We start from the raw sequence: 19,209 nt of genomic DNA, 5'->3' as shown, positions 1-19,209 counted from the left end.
TACCGTGGGGGCATGAGTGACGTGCCGTTCGGATTCGGGATGCCCGACCGCGACCCCGAGCGCCGGGACCAGCCCGGCGGTGACCCGTTCGGCTTCGGCGCCCTGTTCGGGTTCGGCGGCCCGGGCGGCGCCGGGGGCGGCACTCCGGAGGAGTTCCTCGGCAAGATGCCGCTGTTCGCCGAGCTGCAGAAGCTCATGAACTGGTCGGGCGGGCCGGTCAACTGGGACCTCGCCCGGCAGGGCGCGATCAGCTCCCTGGCCACCGGCACCCAGCCGACGTCGGAGGCCGAGCGGGCCGCCGTCACCGAGGCGGTGCGGCTGGCCGACCTGTGGCTGGACCAGGTCACCGACCTGCCCTCGGGGGCGGACCGGGCGCTGGCCTGGTCCCGGGTGGAGTGGGTCGAGCAGACGCTGCCCGCCTGGGGCGCGCTCATCGACCCGCTGGCCGAGAAGGTCGTGGCCGCCATGACCTCCGCGCTGCCGCAGGAGGCCATGGCCATGGCCGGCCCGCTGGCCGGGATCATGGGCCGGATGGGCGGCCTGATGTTCGGCGCCCAGGTCGGGCAGGCCCTCGGCCGGCTCGCCGGCGAGGTGCTCACCGGCACCGAGGTCGGCCTGCCGCTGGCCCCGGCCGGCTCCGCGGTGCTCCTCCCGCAGAACGTCGCCGCGTTCGCCGAGGGCCTGGACCGCCCCGCCGACGAGGTCCGCCTGTTCCTCGCCCTGCGCGAGGCCGCGTCGCTGCGGCTGTTCGCCCACGTGCCGTGGCTGCGCCAGCAGCTGCACGACGCCGTCCACGCCTACGCCCGCGGCATCACCATCGACCGCGAGGCGATCGAGCGCGGGCTCAACGACGCGATGGGCTCGATGGGCGGCGGCTTCGACCCGTCCAACCCCGAGGCGCTGCAGGAGCTGCTGGGCAGCGGGCTGCTCGAGCCGGAGGAGACGCCGGAGCAGCAGATGGCGCTGCGCCGGCTGGAGACGCTGCTGGCGCTGGTGGAGGGCTGGGTGGATGCCGTCGTCGCGGCCGCGGCCGGCGAGCGGCTGCCCGGGCACGGGGCGCTGGCCGAGACGATGCGCCGTCGCCGCGCCTCGGGCGGCCCGGCGGAGCAGACCTTCGCCACCCTGGTCGGCCTGCAGCTGCGCCCGCGCCGGCTGCGCGACGCGGCCACCGTCTGGGGCGCCATGGCGCAGCAGCACGGCACCGAGGCCCGCGACCGGCTGTGGTCGCACCCGGACCTGCTGCCCACCTCCGACGACCTCGACGAGCCGCTGGACTTCGTCGCCCGCCAGGGCGTCGACGACGAGCTGCGCGCGCTCACCGACCAGGCCGAGGACACCGGCGGCGACACCGACGACGGCGGGGACACGGACGGCGGGGACACCGACGGGGACGCCCCCACCCGCTGAGGACGGCGCTGCCGGAGGGCACCCGGCCGCCGAGGACCGGGATGGGCTCGGCGCAGGCCGGGACGGCACCTGGCCGCGGTGTCGTTGTCCGAGGGGGGCCCGGAGGGCTCCGCGACGGGTGCGACGGATGGGCTCCGCGCAGGCCGGGACGGCACCTGGCCGCGGTGTCGTTGTCCGAGGGGGGCCCGGAGGGCTCCGCGACGGGTGCGACGGATGGGCTCCGCGCAGGCCGGGACGGCACCTGGCCGCGGTGTCGGCCGGTAGGCCGACGACGTGCTCAGTCGACGAGGTCGCCGTCGTCCTCGCGGGCGCCGTCGGCGCGGGCCGTCTCGACGCCCTCGAGGAACCCGCGGGCCCGCTCCGCCCGGGGGTAGCGGGCCACCAGCGCCCAGAAGCGCGCGTCGTGGCTGGGCTCCAGCAGGTGCGCCAGCTCGTGCACCAGCACGTAGTCGACGACGTACTCCGGCATCGACCGCAGCCGGCTGGACAGCCGGATGCTGCCGTCGGCGGGGGTGCACGACCCCCAGCGGCGCTGCTGGTTGTCCACCCACCGCACGCTGGTCGGCTGCGGCACGCCGTCGAGGTGCTCGGCCGACAGGGCGCGGGCGCGGCTCATGAGCTCGTCGTCGCCGCCCAGGGACCGGCGGCGGCGCTCCTCCCGGGTCTGCAGCTTGGCCACCATCTGGGCCACCCAGCGCCGCTCCTCGGCCGGCGTGAACGCCGCCGGGATGAGCACGATCGTCCGCCCCGACTCGCGGTAGGCGGTCACCGTCCGACGGCGGCGCGCGCTGCGGCGCACCTCGACCGGCCCGTCCGTGGACAGGCGGCCGCGCGAGGGGTCGGGGGTCGATCCGGGCACGGGAGGACGGTAGCCACCGGCCGCCGGCGACGCGCGGAGGGGAGCCACCCGCTCGGGTACGAGTCGCACGGACGGTGGACACGCCGGCCCCTGTCCCGTCCACAGCGGCCCGGACGGCGTCCGCGCAGGTGACGGGCGTGGAAGGGGCCGGCGACGGGCGGGTGGACGCCGGCCCCTCCCCCGGCTGCACACAGCGACACGCCGCGGGGTCCCCACCGTCTCCACAGCGCTGTCCACAGGCTGTGGGCACCGCGGCAGGCCGGGCTCCCCGGCCGGACGGGTCGGACGGGACCGTCCGGGTAGCGTTCGCGGAGACGGTGCCCGAACGGGTGCCGAGCAGCTGGAAGAGGAGGCACCGTGGCGGAGAGCTACAACGGCTACTGCGTGAAGTGCAAGGAGAAGCGGGACTTCGACGGCGAGGTCAAGGTCAGCGAGTCCGGCCGCCGGATGGCCCAGGGCACCTGCCCGGTCTGCGGCACCAAGATGAACCGGATCCTCGGCAAGGCCTAGGCACTGCCTCCTGACGGCGGCGTCCCGCACCGCGGGCGCCGCCGTCGTCGTCCCCGGGCCCTGTGGACGACGGCAGCGGGCGCCGGGCCGGTCCTGCCACCCTGCGCGGGTGTCCGACACCGCCCACCCCCTGCTGCCCCCGGGCACGCCGCTGCTCCGCCGCTCCCCCGACGCCGTCCAGGTCGGCGGGGTCGAGCGCGACGGCGTGCTGGTCGGCTCCGCCCCGGCCGCGGTGACCGCGCTGCTGCGCGGGCTCGACGGCCGGCGCTCCCAACGGACCGTGCTGGCCGACGCCGCCGGTGACGGGCTCGACCCCCGCTCGGTCGCCGCGCTGCTCGACCACCTGCGGGCCACCGGCACGCTGGTCGACCTCGAGGCCGCGGACCTGCTCGCCTCCGACGCCGGCCCGGCCGCCGCGGCCCGCACCGCCGCGGAGCTGCCCGCCGCGCGGGACCCCGACGGCGCGGTGCGCTGGCACGCCCGGCGCGCGGCGACCGTCGTCGTCGAGGGCGCGACCCGGGTCGGCGTCCCCCTGGCGACGCTGCTGGCCGCCAGCGGCGTGGGCCGGGTCCACGTCCGCGACGGCGGCGTCGCGACCGTGGCCGACGCGGTCGCCGGCGGCCTCACCACGGCCGACGAGGGGCGGGCCCGCTCGCTCGCCGCCGCGGACGCCGTCCGCCGCGCCAGCCCGCTCACCGACCTGCGCCCGCTGCCGCCGGGCGCCGTCCCCGACCTCGTCGTCCTCGCCCGGCCCTGGGCGGCCTCCGACCCGCTGGTCGCCGGCCTGCGGGACGCCGGCGTGGCGCACCTGGTGGCCGCCGTCCGCGGCGACACCGGCGTCGTCGGGCCGCTGGTGGTCCCCGGCGTCACCGGCTGCCTCCGGTGCGCCGACCTGCGCCGTCGCGACGCCGACCCGCGCTGGCCGGTGCTCGCCGCCCAGCTCACCGCCGCCGACGTCCCCGGCGGGTCCACCCTCACCTGCTGGGCGACCGCGCTGGCCGCGGCGCAGACGGCGCTCGCCTACCTCGACGGCAGCGGCAGCCCGGCGGCGCTGGCGGGCACGGTGGAGCTGGCGCCCCCGGGCCTGGTGCCGCGGCTGCGCCGCTGGCCGGCGCACCCGTCGTGCGGGTGCGGGGCGACGCCCGCCCCTCCGGGTGACGCCCACCACGGCTCCGTCAGCGGCCCCGGCTCCGCGTCGGGGACAATGGCACGGTGACCGACGACGCACGGGGGATCCCGAGGGGCTCGATCTCGCGCACCGCGCGGCTGGCCTCGCTCCCCCTGGGTGCGGCCGGCCGCGCCACGCTGGGGATCGGCAAGCGGCTGTCGGGGCAGTCGTCGGAGGCGGTCGCCGCGGAGCTGCAGCAGCGCACCGCCGAGCAGCTGTTCGCCGTCCTGGGCCAGCTCAAGGGCGGGGCGATGAAGCTCGGCCAGACGCTGTCGGTGTTCGAGGCCGCCGTCCCCGAGGAGGTGGCCGCGCCCTACCGCGAGGCGCTGGTCAAGCTCCAGGAGGCGGCGCCGCCGATGCCGGTGCGCACCGTGCACGCGGTGCTCGCCCAGCAGCTCGGCGGCACGTGGCGGACCCGGTTCCGCGAGTTCGACGACCAGCCGGCGGCGGCCGCCAGCATCGGCCAGGTGCACCGCGCCACCTGGCGCGACGGCCGCGACGTCGCCGTGAAGATCCAGTACCCGGGGGCGGCCACCGCGCTGATGGCCGACCTCAACCAGCTGTCCCGGTTCGCCCGGCTGTTCGCCGCGCTGTTCCCCGGCATGGACGTCAAGCCGCTCATCGCCGAGCTGCGCGCCCGGGTGATCGAGGAGCTCGACTACGGGCTGGAGGCCGACGCGCAGCGGCAGTTCGCCGCCGCCTACGCGGGCGACCCGGAGATCGTCGTCCCGCGGGTGGTGGCCAGCGCGCCCAAGGTGATCGTCTCGGAGTGGCTGGAGGGGTTGCCGCTGTCGCGGGTCATCACCGACGGCACCCGCGAGCAGCGCGACCGCGCCGGCCACCTCATGGCGGTGCTGCACTTCTCCGCCCCGCAGCGGGCCGGGCTGCTGCACGCCGACCCGCACCCGGGCAACTTCCGGCTCGTCGACGGCGGCCGGCTCGGCGTCATCGACTTCGGCGCCACGGCCCGGCTCCCCGACGGGCTGCCCGAGCCGATCGGCCGGCTGGTCCGCTGGGCGCTGGAGGGCCGCGCCGAGGAGGTCCTCACCGACCTGCGCGCCGAGGGGTTCGTGCGGCCGGGCATCGAGGTCGACGCCCAGGGCGTGCTGGACTACCTGCGGCCGATGCTGGAGCCGGTCGAGAGCCCGGGCTTCCGCTTCACCCGCAAGTGGATGCAGGAGCAGGCCGCCCGCCTCGCCGACCCCCGCACCGAGGCCAGCAAGCTCGGCCGCCAGCTCAACCTGCCGCCGGCCTACCTGCTCATCCACCGGGTGACGGTCGGCTCCATCGGCGTGCTCTGCCAGCTCGACGCCGCCGCCGACTACCGCGGCGTCCTGGAGGAGTGGCTGCCCGGCTTCAAGGCCTGACCCGCGCCCGACCCGGACCGGACCGACCACGACCGGCCCGGGACGACGAGAGGCCGGGCTCCCGACGCACCGGGAGCGTCGGGAGCCCGGCCTCGACCGGGAGGGGCTCGGCGTGCTGCCGGGTCCCTGAGGGGCGCCGTCGCCTAGCGGACGGCGGCGCTGGCCCGCGCGGCACGCCGGCTGGCGTACTCCGCGCGGCGGGCCCACCGGCGGGCGGCCCGCAGCCGGCGCACGCGGCCGGCGGTGTCGGCCTCGGCGCGCAGCTCGCGCAGCCGCGTGGTGGCCAGGTCGTACTCGTACGTGGTCATCTCGGGTCCTCGGTGCTCGTCGGGCGTCGTGCCCGATCGGATGGCTGTCGCTGTCGGCTGTCGCCGTCCCGGCTCACGCCGCGACGACCTTGCGGGGACGGCCCCGCGGGCGCTTGCGCGGGATGACCACACCCCGCTCGAAGATCTCGCCGCCCCAGACGCCCCACGGCTCGCCGCGGTCCAGGGCGCCGGCCAGGCAGGCGTCGCGGACCGGGCACTCCCCGCACAGGACCTTGGCCTGCTCGAGCAGCGCGGGGCTCTCGGCGAACCACAGGTCCGGGTCGTCGGTCCCGCGGCACGGCAGGGGGCGCCGCACCGGTGCCGGGGCCAGGGGGGTGTGCGGCGTCCTCGGGGTGGCGCCGCCGGTCCGGGGGAGCCCGGGTCGGCGGTGGGACGTCGGGCGGTCGATCGTCTGCTGCACTGCCGCTCCTCCTCGTACTCGTCGTCTGCGCGGCCGGCGGGGGCCCGCCGACCGGGGTGGTCGGGGCCGGGTGCCGCGGAGGAAGACGAAGGCCGCGGATCCCGGGGTTCGGGTTCCGCGGCCTCGAGGAGGACCGGTCGAGCGGCTAGCTCTGCGGTCTCCCCGGGGAGTGGATCCCGAGGGTGTGGCGCTGGTTGGAGATGTGGATGCGGGGGGCGTCGGTGCCGCCGACGCCGGTGCCGAAGTCATCGGCGGTGGGCAGACCGGTCCCCTGGACCGGAGCGGTGGGCGCAGCGACGGCGGTGCCGGTCAGGTCGAACGGCGTCGTCGTCTTGACGACGGCGTAGCGCGGCCGCGCGGACGGGACGGCGCCGGTCAGGGCCGGACGCACGACGAGGGCGCCCCAGGCGGAGACCCCGGCGGGGGCGAGGACGCAGCGCATGTCGATCATCGGTACCCCTCCTCCCGGGGTCGGAGTCCGGCGGTCGGGCCGGGCTCGGTCTGGCGCGCCCGCGGTCGTCCGTCGGGCGCAGGCAGGACAGTAGGGAAGGTCACGACAGCGGCGCAACGCAATTAACGGGCGCGTCCTCCGTCGGCGTGGGACGCGCCGGTCCGGCCGTGCGGTGGGCACGGTCGGTGACCGGTCAGCCGCCCACGGTGGCGAGGACGTCCTCGCCGTACATCTCCAGCTTGCGGGCGCCGATGCCGGGCAGCGCCGACAGCTCGCGGATGCTCGTCGGCTTCGCCTCGGCGATGGCCTGCAGGGTGGCGTCGGTGAACACGACGTAGGCGGGCACCGAGGCGGCCTGCGCGGTGCTGCTGCGCCAGGCGCGCAGGCGCTCGAAGATCTCCCCGGCCTCGCCCTCGAGGACGACCTTGGCCCGCTTGGTCTTCCGCGGCGGTGGCAGGGCCGACGGCGTGGAGCCGGGCACCAGGCCGTCGAGGAAGCGGCTGCGCGGGCGGGCCCGCTTGGCGCCGGGGTTGCGGGCCAGCGACCAGGAGAGGGTGAGCTGCTCGCGGGCGCGGGTGACCGCGACGTAGAGCAGCCGCCGCTCCTCCTCCACCGCCTCCGGTCGGGACAGCGACTGGGAGATGGGCACCACGCCGTCGACCAGGCCGACGACGAAGACGGCGTCCCACTCCAGGCCCTTGGCCGCGTGCATCGACGCCAGGGTCACGCCCTGGACGGTCGGCGCGTGCTGGGCGTCGGCCCGCTCGGCGAGGTGGGTGACGAAGCGCTGGAGGTCGGTGGTCGGGTCCTCGGCCACCAGGTCGACGGCGAGGTCGACCAGCGCGGCCAGCGACTGCCAGCGGTCGCGGGCCGCTCCCCCGGCCGGCGGGCGGTGCTCCACCCAGCCGGTCGCGGCCAGCACGTCGCGCACCGTGGGCACCAGCGCGCCGGGCTCGTGGCCGCCGGCGGCCGCGCCGCGCAGCAGGACGACCGCCTCGCGGACCTCGGGCCGCTCGAAGAACCGCTCCCCGCCCTTGAGGACGTAGGGCACGCCGGCGTCGGCCAGCGCCGACTCGTAGACCTGGGACTGCGCGTTGATGCGGAACAGCACCGCGATCTCCGACGCGGGCGTCCCGTTCTCGATGAGCGCGCGGCAGGCCTGGGCGACCGCGGCGGCCTCGGCGGGCTCGTCGGCGTGCTCGAAGAAGCGCGGCTCGGGGCCCTCGGCGCGCTGGCCGAGGAGCTTGAGCCGGAAGATGCTCTTGCGCTCGGGCGCCTGCCCGATCAGCTTGTTCGCCAGCCCCACCACCTGCGGCGTCGACCGGTAGTCGCGCTCGAGCTTGACCACCGCGGCGTCGGGATAGCGGTCGGCGAAGCCCAGGAGGTAGTCGGGGTCGGCCCCGGTGAAGGAGTAGATCGTCTGGTTGGGGTCGCCGACGACGCAGACGTCGGCCCGCCCGCCCAGCCAGGCGTCGAGCAGCCGCTGCTGCAGCGGGTTGACGTCCTGGTACTCGTCGACGACGAAGTGGCGGTACTGCGCGCGCACCTGCCGGGCGACGTCGGGGTGCTCCTCCAGCGCGAACGCGGTGACCAGCAGCAGGTCCTCGAAGTCGAGCGCGCCGTCGCGCTGCTTGGCCGACTCGTAGGAGGCGTAGACGCGGGCGACGGCCGCGGCGTCGAACGGCGGCTCGCGGCCGGCGGCCTGGGCGCGCGCCGGGTAGTCCTCCGGGGTGGCCAGCGTGGTCTTGGCCCACTCGATCTCGCTGGCGAGGTCGCGCAGGCTGGTCCGGTCGGTGGTCAGCCGGTTGCGGGTGGCCGCCGACGCGACGACCCGCAGCTTGTTCTCGATCAGCGGCGGCAGCGGGCCCCCGAGCACGCGCGGCGCGAAGTAGCGCAGCTGGCGCATCGCCGCCGCGTGGAAGGTGCGGGCCTGCACCCCGCCGACGCCGAGACCGGCCAGCCGGGTGCGCAGCTCCCCCGCCGCGCGGGCGGTGAAGGTCACCGCGAGCACCTGCTCGGGGACGAACGCGCCGGTGTGCACGCCGTAGGCGATGCGGTGGGTGATCGTGCGGGTCTTGCCCGTCCCCGCACCGGCGAGGATGCACACCGGGCCGGTCACCGCCGAGGCGGCCTCGCGCTGCTCCTCGTCGAGGCCGGCCAGGACCGCCTCGGCGCCGGCGGAGGTCCCCGCGGACCCGGGGGTCGCCAGGGGCGCGTCGGCTGTCCGGGGCATGCGGTGGTTCCTCCGAGGGCACAGGGGGACGGCGGCCGGCGGACCGCTCCTGCGAGTGTCCCAGCCCGGGACGACAGACGGCAGGGACACCCCGGCGCCTGGGGACGGCCGGTGCGCCTGGGGACGGGGAGGACGGGAAGAGCCGCCGGGCCCGCGGTGTTGGCCCCCTGGGACGCCGTCGCGTCCCCGCCCCGACTGCCTGGAGGACCCCGAGTGACTGCCGCGCCCGCCGCCGTGACGATGTACACCACCACCTGGTGCGGGTACTGCGTGCGGCTCAAGAAGCTCATGCAGGTCGAGGGCATCGACTTCGCCGAGGTCGACATCGAGCGCGACGCCGCCGCGGCGGAGGTCGTCATGAACGCCAACGGCGGCAACCGCACCGTCCCGACCCTGGTCTTCGCCGACGGCAGCGCCCTCACCAACCCGAGCATCGACCAGGTCAAGGCGCAGCTCGCGCAGCAACCGAGCGCCTGATCGGCGGGTGGTGTAGGGGTCGCGCCCCCCGGCGGTGCATCATCGTCCCCCGGCGGGTCGCGACCGTGACACGCCGACGTCCACCCGGCCCACCGGCCGAGCACCTGCGGGAGCCGCTGTCGTGACCTCGGACGCCGTGCACCTCCCCGTGTCCGCAGCGACTCCGGAGGAGCCGCCCGCCGACCGCCCCTCCGTCGTGCTCGCCCGGACCGGCCGCGGCTGGAGCGTCCTGTCCCCCGGCCGCGCCGACGACGTCGCCGACCTGCTGGAGGGGCTGTCGCTGGCCGACCTCGTCACCGAGGAACTCGACGGTCCCGCCGACCCCGACCGCGCGACGCGTCGCGCCGCGCGCGGGGCGACCGGCGCCGGGCCCGACGGCGACCCCCGGGACGCCCGGATCGCCGCGCTCGAGCGGACCGTCGCCCAGCTGGAGCACGCGCTGGCCTCCCGGGTCGCCACCGAGCGGGCGATCGGGGTGCTCGCCGAGCGCCAGGGCACCTCGCCGCGCGCCGCGTTCGAGGCGCTGCGCACGCAGGCCCGGTCGCTCGGGCGGCCGGTGCACGAGCTGGCCCGCGAGGTGCTCGAGCCCCTCGACGGCGCGGCCGCCGAGGCGGCCGCGGCGCTGCCGCCGACCCCCCGCCGCCCGCCGGGCCGGCGGGTGCCGCACGCGCCGGGCCGTCCCGGTCCCGCCGTGCCCGCGGACGGCCGCCGCTGAGCGGTCCGCAGCCGCTGACCCCGGGCGCGCTGGCCGACCGGCTGGCCGCCCTCCTCGCCGACGCCGACCCCGAGCCGGGCGCGGCCGCCCTGCGCGTCGCCGTCGACGGGCCCGACGTCGCCGACCCGGAGGACCTCGCCCGGGCGGTCGCCGACCGGCTGCCCGCGCTCGGCCGCCCGGCCGTCGTCGTCCCGGCCGCCGGGTTCCTGCGGCCGGCCTCCCTGCGGTTCGAGCACGGCCGCACCGACCCCGACGCCCGCTACACCGACTGGCTCGACGCCGGCGCGCTGGCCCGCGAGGTTCTCGACCGGGTCGGTCCCGGCGGGCCGGGCGAGTACCTGCCGGTCCTGTGGGACGTCGCCCGCGACCGCGCCGCCCGGGCCGACTACCGCCCGATGCCGCCACGCGGGGTGCTGCTGGTCCCCGGCCCGCTGCTGCAGGGCGTGGGGCTGGCCTTCGACGTCGTCGTCCACCTGCGGGTGGCGCCGGCCGCGCGGAAGCGGCGCTTCCCCGCCGGGCAGGCGTGGGAGCTGCCCGCCTTCGACCGCTACGACGACGAGGTCGACCCCGTGCTGCTCGCCGACGCCGTGGTGCTGGCCGACCGCCCCGAGCACCCGGCGCTGGTGCTCCAGGGCCGGTTCAGCTGAGCTCGCCGGCCACCCAGCGGTCGATGATGTGCCGGGCGATCGAGACCGGCGGCGGCAGCGCGGCGGGCCCGCGGCCCGAGCGCAGCTCGTCGCGGGTCCACCAGCGGGCCTCCTCGATCTCGGTCGGGTCCAGCCGCAGCTCCAGGTCCCCCTCGGCCCGCGCGACGAAGCCGAGCATCAGCGACTGCGGGAACGGCCAGGGCTGGCTGCTCACGTAGCGGACGTCGGTGACGGCCAGCCCGACCTCCTCGGCGACCTCGCGGGCCACCGCGCCCTCGGCGGACTCCCCCGGCTCGACGAACCCGGCGAGGATCGAGAACCGCCCGGGCGGCCACACCGCCTGCCGGCCCAGCACGCAGCGGTCGCCGCCGTCGTGGACGAGCATGATCACCGCGGGGTCGGTGCGCGGGAACAGCTCGGTGCCGGTGACCGGGTCGCGCTGCACCCAACCGGCCCGCTCGATCGTCGTCGCGGCACCGGACAGCGGGCTGAACCGGGCCCGCTCGTGCCACTCGAGGATGCCGACGGCCTGGGCGAGCAGGCCGGCGTCGAGGTCGCCGAGGTCGGCGCCCACCTCGCGCAGCCCGGTCCACAGGTCCACGGGCCGGCCGTTGACCGTCAGCGCCCGCTCGCCGCGGACCGCGGCGTAGGGGACGCCGCCGGCCTCGCCGAGGTACACCGCGCCCACCGGCAGGGCCGGCTGCTCGTCCCAGACCAGCTCGGGGCCGCCGTCGGTCTCGCGCACCGGGACGGCGCGGCGGTCGTCGACGGTGAGCACCCGCACCGGCCGCCCGCGGGTGGGGTCCTCCAGCGCCCGGCCCAGGTGGTCGCGGTCGTGCGCCGAGCGGGACAGCACCGGCACCGTGCCCGTGGTGTCGGGCGTGCCGGCCGGCCAGAACCCGCGCACGGCCTCCGGGGAGGCGACGTCGTCCGGCGTGCTGCCGCCCGGCGGGACGCTCACGCCGGGTCCGGCGCGGCGGCGGCGCTGGCGGTGACGTCGACCGGGCCGAGGGCCCGCAGGGCGTCGGCGACCCGCTCGGCGTCCCCGACGACGACGGCCGTCAGCGCGGCCGGCGCGAGGTAGCGCCGCGCGGCCTCCTGCACCTGCTCGACGGTGACCTCCGCCAGCGCCCGCTGGTGCTCGGCCAGCCACTCCGCCGACAGCCCCGACCCGGCCAGCGCGGACAGCGTGCTGGCCAGCCCGGCGTGCGTGGCGGTCGACAGCGCCATGCTGCCGAGCACGTAGCGGCGGGCGGCGTCGAGCTCGGCCTCGGTGACCGGCGCCAGCGCCATCCGGCCCAGCTCGGTCCACGTCTCGAGGAAGGCCGCGCCGGTGACCTCGGTGGCGACGTCGGCCTCGACGAGGAACGACGAGGCCGCGGCCAGGTGCTCGACGGCGCTGCGCGGGCTGTACGAGTAGCCGCGCCGCTCGCGGATGTTCTCGACCAGCCGCGAGGAGAAGTAGCCGCCGAACACCATGCTCGCCAGCCGCACGGCGGGCAGGTCGGGGTCGGTGCGGCCCGGCGCCGGCCCGCCGAGGCGGATGTTGGACTGCACCGCGCCCGGCCGGTCGACCACCTCGAGGTGGCCGGGCGCGAGCGTCGGGGCGGGCTTGGCGCCGGCGGCGGTGCCCTCCCCCGTCCAGCCGCCGAGCGCGGCGGCGACGGCGTCGGTGGCCGCCGCGACGTCGAGGTCGCCGACGAGCACCAGCGTGCTGCCGGCGGGCAGCAGCCGCTCGCGGTGCAGCTTGCGCAGCGCGGAGCCGGTGACCTTGCCGACCAGGTCCGGTGCGGGGAGCTGCGCGGCGTAGGGGTGGGTGCCGTAGCGGCGGGCGGCCAGCGCGGTGCGGGCGATGACGCCGGGCTGCGAGCGGGCGATGGCGATCCGCTCGGCCACCCGGTCGCGCTCGGCCTCGACCTGGTCGCCCGGGTAGGCGGCGTCGGTGAGCACCTCGGCCAGCACGCCGAGGACCGGGGCCAGCCTCTCGGACAGCAGCGTGGTGGAGAACAGCAGCCGGTCGGGGTCGGCGGCCACGGTCAGCTCGGCGCCGTGGCCCTGCAGCGCCTCGGCGACGGCGGTGGCGTCGCGCTGCCCGGTGCCGAGCAGCACCGCGCCGGAGAGCACCGAGGACCGGGCGGCGTGCTGGAGGGCGCCGCGCGGGGAGGTCGCGGCGAACGGCACGCGCAGCCGCAGCTCGACCAGCGGCACGCCGGGCCGCGGCACGACGACGACGGCCAGCCCGTTGGGCAGCGTCGTCGTCGCGACCTCGGAGACCGGCTGCGGGCGCGGCTCGCCCAGCGGCGGGATGAGGTCCAGGTCGAGGACGGGGGCGCTCATCGGGCTCCTCCGGTGGCGCGCAGCTCGAGGATCGCGGCGGTGCCGGGATCGAGTCCCTTGGCGGCGACCTGCACCGCGTCGGGGGTGACCGCGGCCAGCCGGGCGGCGAGCTCGCCGGCCAGCTCGGCGCGGCCGTGGATCAGCTCGGCGCCGCCGAAGGCGAGCGTGCGGCCGAGCACGGAGTCGGCCTGGCGCAGCAGCTGGGCCTCGGTGCGGGCCTGCACCCGGGCCAGCTCCTCGGGCGGCACGCCCTCGGTGGCCACCCGGCCGATCTCCTCGTGCACCGCGGCCAGCACGTCCTCGACGGGGACGGCGGCCGGGTGGTGCACCTGGGTGGTGAGCAGCGTGGCGTCGCGGACGTCGAACGGGTCGCCGAACAGGCCCACGTAGCTGCTCTGCGCCACGGCCAGGCGGTCGTCGTGCACCAGGCGGCGCTCCAGCCGGGAGGCGTCGCCCTCGCTGAGCAGCTCGGCGAGCAGCACGGTGCCCAGGTAGGTGTCGAGGTCGCCGACCGGGTCGGGCACCCGCCAGCCCAGGGCGACGGCGGGCGCGGGGGCCAGCCGGTCCTCGACGACGTCGCGGCGCACCGTCGTCGGGGAGGGCTCGCCGGTGAACGGGGTGGGCGGCACCTCCCGGGCCTCGACCGGGCCGAACCAGCGGCGGACCAGCCGCTCGGTCTCGCCGGCGTCGAGGTCCCCGCCGATGCACAGCACCGCGTTGCCCGGCGCGTAGTAGCGGGAGAAGAAGTCCTCGGCGTCGGCGACCGTGGAGCTCTCCAGGTCGACGAAGGAGCCGTAGCCGTCGTGGGTGTTGGCGAAGCTCTCGAACGCGATCTGCGGCAGCTGCAGCCACGGGAAGGCGCCGTAGGGCCGGTTGAGCACGTTGACCCGGATCTCCTCCTTGACCACGTCGATCTGGTTGCGGAGGTTCTCCTCGGTGATGGCCGGGGCGGCCATCCGGTCGGCCTCGAGGAACAGCGCGCGCTCGAGCGCCTCGGCGGGCAGCGCCTCGTAGTAGTTCGTGTAGTCCTGGTGGGTCGAGCCGTTGAACGTGCCGCCGGCGGCCTGCACCAGGCGGGCGTGCTCCATCTTCGGCACGTGTGCCGAGCCCTGGAACATGACGTGCTCGAAGAGGTGGGCGAAGCCGGTGCGGCCCTCCGGCTCGTTGCGCATGCCCACGTCGTAGAAGACGGTCACGGCGACGACCGGCACGCTGCGGTCGGGTGCGAGGACCACTCGCAGCCCGTTGTCGAGCGTGAAGCGCTCCACCGGGTGCCGCAGTGTCAGGTCGGCTCCGGCTGCTGTCACGGACCGACCCTAACCACGCGGGAGGACGCGGCGCCGGGGGCCTACAACACGTCGATGCCGGCGATGACGCGGTCGATGGTCCCGTACAGCTCGGCGTGGGTGTTGGGGATCGAGACGTAGAGCAGCGCGGGGTCGGGCCGGCCGACGTCGACGACCAGCAGCGCCGCCCGCTCGCCGGTGGAGTCGTAGCCCTCGACGTCCCAGGTCAGCTGGAACTCGACCAGGTGCGCGGCGTGGCCGTCGACGGTCAGCGCCTCGTCGCGCAGCACCTCCCGCTCGTTCGGGTACGGGTAGTAGGCCGCGCGGACGCTGTCGGCCAGCGCCGTCACCGTGGCCTGCTCGCTGCCCGGGCCGGTCCAGCCGTAGCCGTCGGAGACCGGTCCCGAGGTGCACTGGGCGATGAAGTTGCCGCCGTCGGGGGTCAGCTCCTGGGTGGTGAAGTACTGCCCGGCGATGGTGCGGGTCTCGGGCATGAGGCCGAGGTCGTACTCGTACCAGCCGTTGCCGAGGAACGGGTAGGAGATGCCCGACTCCTCGTCGACGATCCGCACGGTCCCCGGCGGGAACGTGGGGCCGGCCGGCGAGGAGCCGGCGGCCGGCGGGTCGGTCTGGGCGCCCGGTCCGGTGGGGCTGCCCCCGGACAGGCCGACGACCAGCGCGACGACGACCACGGCGACGACGGCCAGCACCGAGCCGCCGACCCACCAGGCCGTGCGGGGACGCCGGGCCGGGTGCGACGCGGGGCCCGGCTGCCAGGACCCGCCGTCCCGGGTCGACGGCGGCACGGCCACGGGCGGCGCCTGGACGGCGACGCCGGGACCGGACGGGGTCGTGACGTCGGACCAGGCCTCCCCGTTCCACCAGCGCACCATCCCCGGGGCGCCGTCGGGGTCGGGGTACCACCCCGCGGGTGCGCGCGTCAGCCCAGGTCCGGTCACGGGGGGCAGCGTAGGGCGGCAGGCGCGCCGTCCCGGTCCGCCGCGGCGCGGGGGAGGTCAGCCGAAGCCGCGGTCGGCGCTGTCGTCCCACCAGTTGCGCAGCGCGTACAGGCCGTCGACGCCGCCGCCGCGCAGCTCGGCCACGGCGCGGGTCCCGAGGTCGTCCCACGTCCACGCGAACACGGCGTCGCCCTCGCCGTCGACCCAGCACGCCGCGCGGCCGACCTCGGTGTCGCCGTCGTCGAGGACCGGGAACCAGCCGGTGGGGCCGTCCCCGTCCTCGGGGTCCTGCCCGCAGGACCAGCGGTCCTCGAGCTCGGGGAGCCCCTGCGCCTCGACGTCCGCGGCGAGGGCCCGCGCGGCGCCGTCGCCGTCGTGGGCCGAGTAGGTGACCCCGGACGGCCCGTCCGCCTCCGGGTCGCCCGGGCAGCCGAGCTCCCGGAGGACGCCGTCGGTGGGCTCCTCCGCGGTGCACCCGGCGGGGTCCGTGCCGGCCGCCAGCGCGGTGGCGACCAGCCGCTGGCCGGCCGCCCGGGCGTCCTCCCGGGCGGCGTCGAGCCGGAGGACCACCGCCACCAGCGCCCCGGCGAGCGCCAGCGCGAGGACCGCGCCGAGCGCGGCGAGCACCCACGGCAGGCGGGCGGGCCGCTGCGGGGCCGGCGGGGGCGGCCCGAGGGTGGTCGGCGGCGCGGCCGGGCGGCCCGTCCCCTGCTGCCGGGTGACCGCCCGGGCCGGGGCGCCATCGGCAGCCGGGCCCACCGCCGTCCCGGCGTCGCCCCCGGGGACGGCGACGCCGCTCTCGGCCAGCGCGGCGCGCGCGGCGGCGGCCATGGCCCCGGCCGTGGGCCAGCGCCGGTCGCGGTCCTTGGCCAGGCCCCGCAGGACCACCGCGTCGAGCGCCGGCGGGACGCCCGGGGCCAGGGACGACGGCGGGGGCGGCGGCTCGTGCACGTGCGCGGCCATGAGCGCCACCGGGTCGTCGCCGGAGAACAGCCGCCGACCGGTGAGCGCCTCGAACAGGACGCAGGCCAGCGAGTAGACGTCGGCGCGGGCGTCGAGCGGGCCGGAGCCGAACCGCTCGGGCGCCATGTACTCGGTGCTGCCCACCGCCATCCCGGTGCCGGTCAGCGCCGGGCCGGTGGCGTCGGCCGAGGTGCGGGCGATGCCGAAGTCGGCGAGGTAGCAGAAGTCCTCACCGGGTGCGGACGCCGCCAGGTCGCCGCCGTCGGCGCGGGCGACCAGCAGCACGTTGGACGGCTTGACGTCGCGGTGCACCAGGCCGCCGGCGTGCGCGGCGTCGAGCGCACGGGCCACCTGGCCCACGACGTCGACCGCGCGGGCCGGGGACAGCCGCCCGGCGCGGCGCAGCAGCGAGGCGAGGTCCTCCCCCTCGACCAGCCGCATGTCGAGGAACAGCTGGCCGTCGACCTCGCCGTACCGGTGGATGGGGACGACGTGCGGCTCGTTCAGCCGCGCGGCGATGCGGGCCTCGCGGCGGAACCGCTCGCGGTAGCTCTCGTCGGCGGCCCACTGCGGGTGCAGCACCTTGAGGGCGACGTCGCGCTCGTGCTCGCCGTCGTGGGCCCGCAGCACCTGCCCCATGCCGCCGCGGCCGAGCACGCCGAGCACCCGGTAGGGGCCGAAGCGCCCGTCCGCCGGCGCGGTCACCGCGCGGCCAGCTCCCGCCACAGGTGGGCCGCGGCCTCGGCGCCGCGGTGCAGCATCGGCAGCAGCACCCGCTCGTTCGGCGAGTGGATGCGGTCGGTGGGCAGGCCGGCGCCGAGGAAGACCAGCGGCGCGCCGAGCACCTCGACCAGGTCGGCCTCGGGGCCGCTGCCGCCCTCGCGGGTGAACAGGACGTCGTCCGGGTCGGTGTCGAAGGCCCGGCCGATGGCGCGCAGCAGGGCGCCCGTGTGCGGCGAGTCGAGGTCGCTGGCGCACGGGGCGACGCCGCCGGGCGGGGTGTGCACCTCGGCCGTGATCCCCTCGGGCAGGTGCTGCCCGACCCACGCGCGCAGCATCGGGCCGACGTCCTCGGGACGCTGGTCGGCGACCAGCCGGAAGGTCAGCTTGGCGTGCGCCTCGGCCGGGACGATCGTCTTGTGGCCGGGGCCGGTGTAGCCGCCCCACATGCCGTTGACCTCGGCGGTCGGGCGGGCGCCGACCCGCTCCAGCGTGCTGAACCCGGCCTCGCCGGCGGTGGCGCGGGAGGCGGCCGGCCCGGCCAGCCAGGCGGCCTCGTCGAACGGCACGCGGGCCATGAGCTCCCGCTCGCGGTCGGTCAGCTCCCGCACCTTCGCGTAGAAGCCGGGCAGCGTGACCCGGCCCTGCTCGTCGTGCAGCGCCGCGAGCAGGGACGCCATCGCGTGCAGCGGGTTGGGCACGCCGCCGCCGAAGGACCCGGAGTGCAGGTCGACGGCGGGGCCGCGCAGGGTGATCTCGGCGTCGGCGAGGCCGCGCATCGCGACAACGGCGCTGGGCACGTCGGGGGCGGCCATGCCGGTGTCGCTGACGACGACGACGTCGCAGGCCAGCCGGTCCGCGCGCTCGCGCAGGAGGTCGGCGAAGTGCGGCGAGCCGGACTCCTCCTCGCCCTCGACCAGCAGCTTCACTGTGACGGCGGGGGTGTCGCGGCCGGTGGCGGCCAGGTGCGCGCGGATACCGAGCAGGTGGAAGGCGACGTTGCCCTTGTCGTCGATGGCGCCGCGGGCGTGCAGCTCGGGGCCGCCCGGCGTCTCGACGCGGGTCGGCTCGAACGGCGGGCGGTCCCACAGCTCCAGCGGGTCGACCGGCTGCACGTCGTGGTGGCCGTAGACCAGCGCCACCGGCGCGTCCGGGTCGGCGCTGGGCCACTCGGCGTACACGGCCGGGGCGCCCGGCGTCGGCCAGATCTCGACGACGGGGAACCCGGTGCGGCGCAGCGCCCCGGCCAGCCACTCCGCGCTCGCCGCGACGTCGCCGGCGTGCGCCGGGTCGGCCGAGATCGAGGGGATGCGCAGCCAGGCGTCGAGGTCGGCGTGGAGGTCGTCGAGGTGGGCCTGCACGAAGTCGCGTTCCGGGCTCGTCACGAGCGCGACGGTAGCGGCGGACCGGCGCCGACACGTCGCGCCCCGCTCGTTAGGTTCGGCGACATGGCGGGAGAACTGTTGCGGGTGGACGTCGGTGACCTGACCTTCGACGTGCGGGCCGACGGCCCCGGGGACGGGCGGCCGGTGGTGCTGTTGCACGGCTTCCCGGAGACCTCGGCGTCGTGGGCCGCGGTGACGCCGCGGCTGGCCGAGGCGGGGCTGCGCACCTACGCCGTCGACCAGCTCGGCTACTCCCCCGGCGCGCGGCCGCTCGACGTCGACTCGTACGCGCTGCCCAACCTCGTGCAGGTCACCGCCGACCTCATGACCGCGATGGACGTCCCGGTCGCCGACGTCGTCGGGCACGACTGGGGGGCCAACGTGGCGTGGGGGCTGGCCGGCTGGCACCCCGACCGGGTGCGGTCGCTGACCGCCGTCTCGGTGCCGCACCCGACGGCGTTCACCGCGGCCTACCGCTCCGACCCGGAGCAGAAGGAGCGCTCGTCCTACATCCGGCTGTTCTGGCAGGAGGGCAAGGCCGAGGAGGTGTTGCTGGCCGACGGCGCCCGCCGGCTGCGCCGCATGTACGGCGACGCCGTCGCCCCGGAGGCGGTCGACGAGTACGTGGCCGTGCTGTCCGCGCCGGGTGCGCTCACCGCCGCACTCAACTGGTACCGGGCGATGAGCTCGTCGACGCCGGTCGACGACGTCCCGGTGCCCACCACGTTCGTCTGGAGCGACGCCGACATCGCGATCGGCCGGATCGCCGCCGAGGGCTGCGGTGAGTTCTGCGCCGGTGACTACCGCTTCGTCGAGCTGCCCGGCGTGAGCCACTGGATCCCCGAGCAGGCGCCCGACCAGCTCGCCGCCGCGATCCTGGACCGCATCGCCTCCAGCTGACCGCTCCCCCGCCCGCCCTCGCCGTGTGGTGCCCGACCTCGCGCTGCGGGGTGCGGTCGGGGCGCGCGGCAGCGGCGCGACGGCGCCCGCGCGGGT

At 77.3% G+C, this 19,209-nt stretch carries 19 protein-coding genes; 8 read left to right on the top strand and 11 right to left on the bottom strand.

The annotated features are described in order from the left end of the window. The first annotated feature begins 12 nt into the window (after positions 1–12). Entirely contained in the window at positions 13–1,407 is a 1,395-nt protein-coding gene (locus ACI8AR_RS13295; protein WP_457051454.1) for a zinc-dependent metalloprotease, read from the top strand. 277 nt (positions 1,408–1,684) lie between these two features. Here the strand turns inward: ACI8AR_RS13295 and ACI8AR_RS13290 are convergent, their stop codons facing one another. Further along, positions 1,685–2,266 (bottom strand): M48 metallopeptidase family protein, encoded by a 582-nt coding sequence (locus ACI8AR_RS13290; RefSeq protein ID WP_457051453.1) that lies wholly within the window; start codon positions 2,264–2,266, stop codon positions 1,685–1,687. A gap of 357 nt (positions 2,267–2,623) precedes the next feature. On the opposite strand from ACI8AR_RS13290, the gene ACI8AR_RS13285 reads away from it, so the two are divergent. From ACI8AR_RS13285 to ACI8AR_RS13275, 3 genes are all read left to right on the top strand, one after another. Beyond that, on the top strand, positions 2,624–2,776 hold the full coding sequence (locus tag ACI8AR_RS13285; RefSeq protein WP_012950213.1) for a DUF5679 domain-containing protein: 153 nt from the start codon (positions 2,624–2,626) through the stop codon (positions 2,774–2,776). Between the two features lie 109 nt (positions 2,777–2,885). Further along, positions 2,886–3,992, top strand: coding sequence for a ThiF family adenylyltransferase (locus ACI8AR_RS13280; protein WP_457051452.1), 1,107 nt, complete (start codon positions 2,886–2,888; stop codon positions 3,990–3,992). Next, a complete protein-coding gene (locus tag ACI8AR_RS13275) occupies positions 3,989–5,311 on the top strand; it encodes an ABC1 kinase family protein (RefSeq protein ID WP_457051451.1) in 1,323 nt (440 codons plus the stop codon). The genes ACI8AR_RS13280 and ACI8AR_RS13275 overlap by 4 nt, the downstream gene beginning before the upstream one ends. Positions 5,312–5,454: 143 nt before the next feature. Here the strand turns inward: ACI8AR_RS13275 and ACI8AR_RS13270 are convergent, their stop codons facing one another. From ACI8AR_RS13270 to ACI8AR_RS13255, 4 genes are all read right to left on the bottom strand, one after another. Further along, positions 5,455–5,619 (bottom strand): hypothetical protein, encoded by a 165-nt coding sequence (locus ACI8AR_RS13270; protein WP_456929244.1) that lies wholly within the window; start codon positions 5,617–5,619, stop codon positions 5,455–5,457. 73 nt (positions 5,620–5,692) lie between these two features. Next, complete coding sequence (locus tag ACI8AR_RS13265; protein ID WP_456929243.1) at positions 5,693–6,040, bottom strand: WhiB family transcriptional regulator; 348 nt, start codon at positions 6,038–6,040, stop codon at positions 5,693–5,695. A 145-nt stretch (positions 6,041–6,185) separates the two neighbouring features. Then, on the bottom strand, positions 6,186–6,491 hold the full coding sequence (locus ACI8AR_RS13260) for a hypothetical protein (RefSeq protein WP_457051450.1): 306 nt from the start codon (positions 6,489–6,491) through the stop codon (positions 6,186–6,188). A gap of 193 nt (positions 6,492–6,684) precedes the next feature. Then, positions 6,685–8,724: an ATP-dependent helicase gene (locus tag ACI8AR_RS13255; RefSeq protein WP_457051449.1), complete on the bottom strand. Its 2,040-nt coding sequence runs from the start codon at positions 8,722–8,724 to the stop codon at positions 6,685–6,687. A 213-nt stretch (positions 8,725–8,937) separates the two neighbouring features. Here ACI8AR_RS13255 and ACI8AR_RS13250 point away from each other — a divergent pair, with 213 nt between their 5' ends. From ACI8AR_RS13250 to ACI8AR_RS13240, 3 genes are all read left to right on the top strand, one after another. Next, the gene (locus tag ACI8AR_RS13250) at positions 8,938–9,201 is read left to right on the top strand and encodes a mycoredoxin (RefSeq protein ID WP_457051448.1); all 264 of its coding nucleotides are present in this window, start codon (positions 8,938–8,940) and stop codon (positions 9,199–9,201) included. A 121-nt stretch (positions 9,202–9,322) separates the two neighbouring features. Next, positions 9,323–9,916 (top strand): ANTAR domain-containing protein, encoded by a 594-nt coding sequence (locus tag ACI8AR_RS13245; RefSeq protein WP_457051447.1) that lies wholly within the window; start codon positions 9,323–9,325, stop codon positions 9,914–9,916. Positions 9,917–10,311: 395 nt separating this feature from the next. After that, positions 10,312–10,563: a hypothetical protein gene (locus ACI8AR_RS13240; protein ID WP_457051446.1), complete on the top strand. Its 252-nt coding sequence runs from the start codon at positions 10,312–10,314 to the stop codon at positions 10,561–10,563. On the opposite strand, the gene nudC is transcribed toward ACI8AR_RS13240, so the two are convergent. The 6 genes from nudC to ACI8AR_RS13210 are packed head-to-tail and all read right to left on the bottom strand — an operon-like array spanning position 10,556 to position 18,213. After that, the gene (gene nudC, locus ACI8AR_RS13235; RefSeq protein WP_457051445.1) at positions 10,556–11,524 is read right to left on the bottom strand and encodes an NAD(+) diphosphatase; all 969 of its coding nucleotides are present in this window, start codon (positions 11,522–11,524) and stop codon (positions 10,556–10,558) included. The genes ACI8AR_RS13240 and nudC overlap by 8 nt on opposite strands. Beyond that, positions 11,521–12,900, bottom strand: a complete 1,380-nt coding sequence (locus ACI8AR_RS13230; protein WP_457051444.1) for a M16 family metallopeptidase — start codon at positions 12,898–12,900, stop codon at positions 11,521–11,523. Before ACI8AR_RS13230 ends, nudC begins: the two co-directional genes overlap by 4 nt. Continuing rightward, the gene (locus tag ACI8AR_RS13225; protein WP_457051443.1) at positions 12,897–14,207 is read right to left on the bottom strand and encodes a M16 family metallopeptidase; all 1,311 of its coding nucleotides are present in this window, start codon (positions 14,205–14,207) and stop codon (positions 12,897–12,899) included. Before ACI8AR_RS13225 ends, ACI8AR_RS13230 begins: the two co-directional genes overlap by 4 nt. 41 nt (positions 14,208–14,248) lie before the next feature. Then, positions 14,249–15,145: a DUF2510 domain-containing protein gene (locus ACI8AR_RS13220; protein ID WP_457051442.1), complete on the bottom strand. Its 897-nt coding sequence runs from the start codon at positions 15,143–15,145 to the stop codon at positions 14,249–14,251. A 57-nt stretch (positions 15,146–15,202) separates the two neighbouring features. Further along, positions 15,203–16,813 (bottom strand): serine/threonine-protein kinase, encoded by a 1,611-nt coding sequence (locus ACI8AR_RS13215; RefSeq protein WP_457051441.1) that lies wholly within the window; start codon positions 16,811–16,813, stop codon positions 15,203–15,205. Further along, entirely contained in the window at positions 16,810–18,213 is a 1,404-nt protein-coding gene (locus tag ACI8AR_RS13210) for a M20/M25/M40 family metallo-hydrolase (protein WP_457051440.1), read from the bottom strand. The genes ACI8AR_RS13215 and ACI8AR_RS13210 overlap by 4 nt, the downstream gene beginning before the upstream one ends. A 63-nt stretch (positions 18,214–18,276) precedes the next feature. Here ACI8AR_RS13210 and ACI8AR_RS13205 point away from each other — a divergent pair, with 63 nt between their 5' ends. After that, positions 18,277–19,113, top strand: a complete 837-nt coding sequence (locus tag ACI8AR_RS13205) for an alpha/beta fold hydrolase (RefSeq protein ID WP_457051439.1) — start codon at positions 18,277–18,279, stop codon at positions 19,111–19,113. Positions 19,114–19,209 lie beyond the last annotated feature (96 nt).

It is taken from the genome of Geodermatophilus sp. SYSU D01036, from assembly GCF_054050435.1.
The sequence above is the reverse complement of the archived record's forward strand: the minus strand, read 5'-3'. Positions and strand labels throughout refer to the sequence as shown.

What these genes read in the sequence shown, in the direction of transcription:
- ACI8AR_RS13240 (WP_457051446.1), top strand. Translation starts at nt 10,312, where the DNA reads ATGCCGCCACGCGGGGTGCTGCTGGTCCCCGGCCCGCTGCTGCAGGGC.
- ACI8AR_RS13270 (WP_456929244.1), bottom strand. Translation starts at nt 5,619, where the DNA reads ATGACCACGTACGAGTACGACCTGGCCACCACGCGGCTGCGCGAGCTG.
- ACI8AR_RS13205 (WP_457051439.1), top strand. Translation starts at nt 18,277, where the DNA reads ATGGCGGGAGAACTGTTGCGGGTGGACGTCGGTGACCTGACCTTCGAC.
- ACI8AR_RS13260 (WP_457051450.1), bottom strand. Translation starts at nt 6,491, where the DNA reads ATGATCGACATGCGCTGCGTCCTCGCCCCCGCCGGGGTCTCCGCCTGG.
- ACI8AR_RS13295 (WP_457051454.1), top strand. Translation starts at nt 13, where the DNA reads ATGAGTGACGTGCCGTTCGGATTCGGGATGCCCGACCGCGACCCCGAG.
- ACI8AR_RS13230 (WP_457051444.1), bottom strand. Translation starts at nt 12,900, where the DNA reads ATGAGCGCCCCCGTCCTCGACCTGGACCTCATCCCGCCGCTGGGCGAG.
- ACI8AR_RS13255 (WP_457051449.1), bottom strand. Translation starts at nt 8,724, where the DNA reads ATGCCCCGGACAGCCGACGCGCCCCTGGCGACCCCCGGGTCCGCGGGG.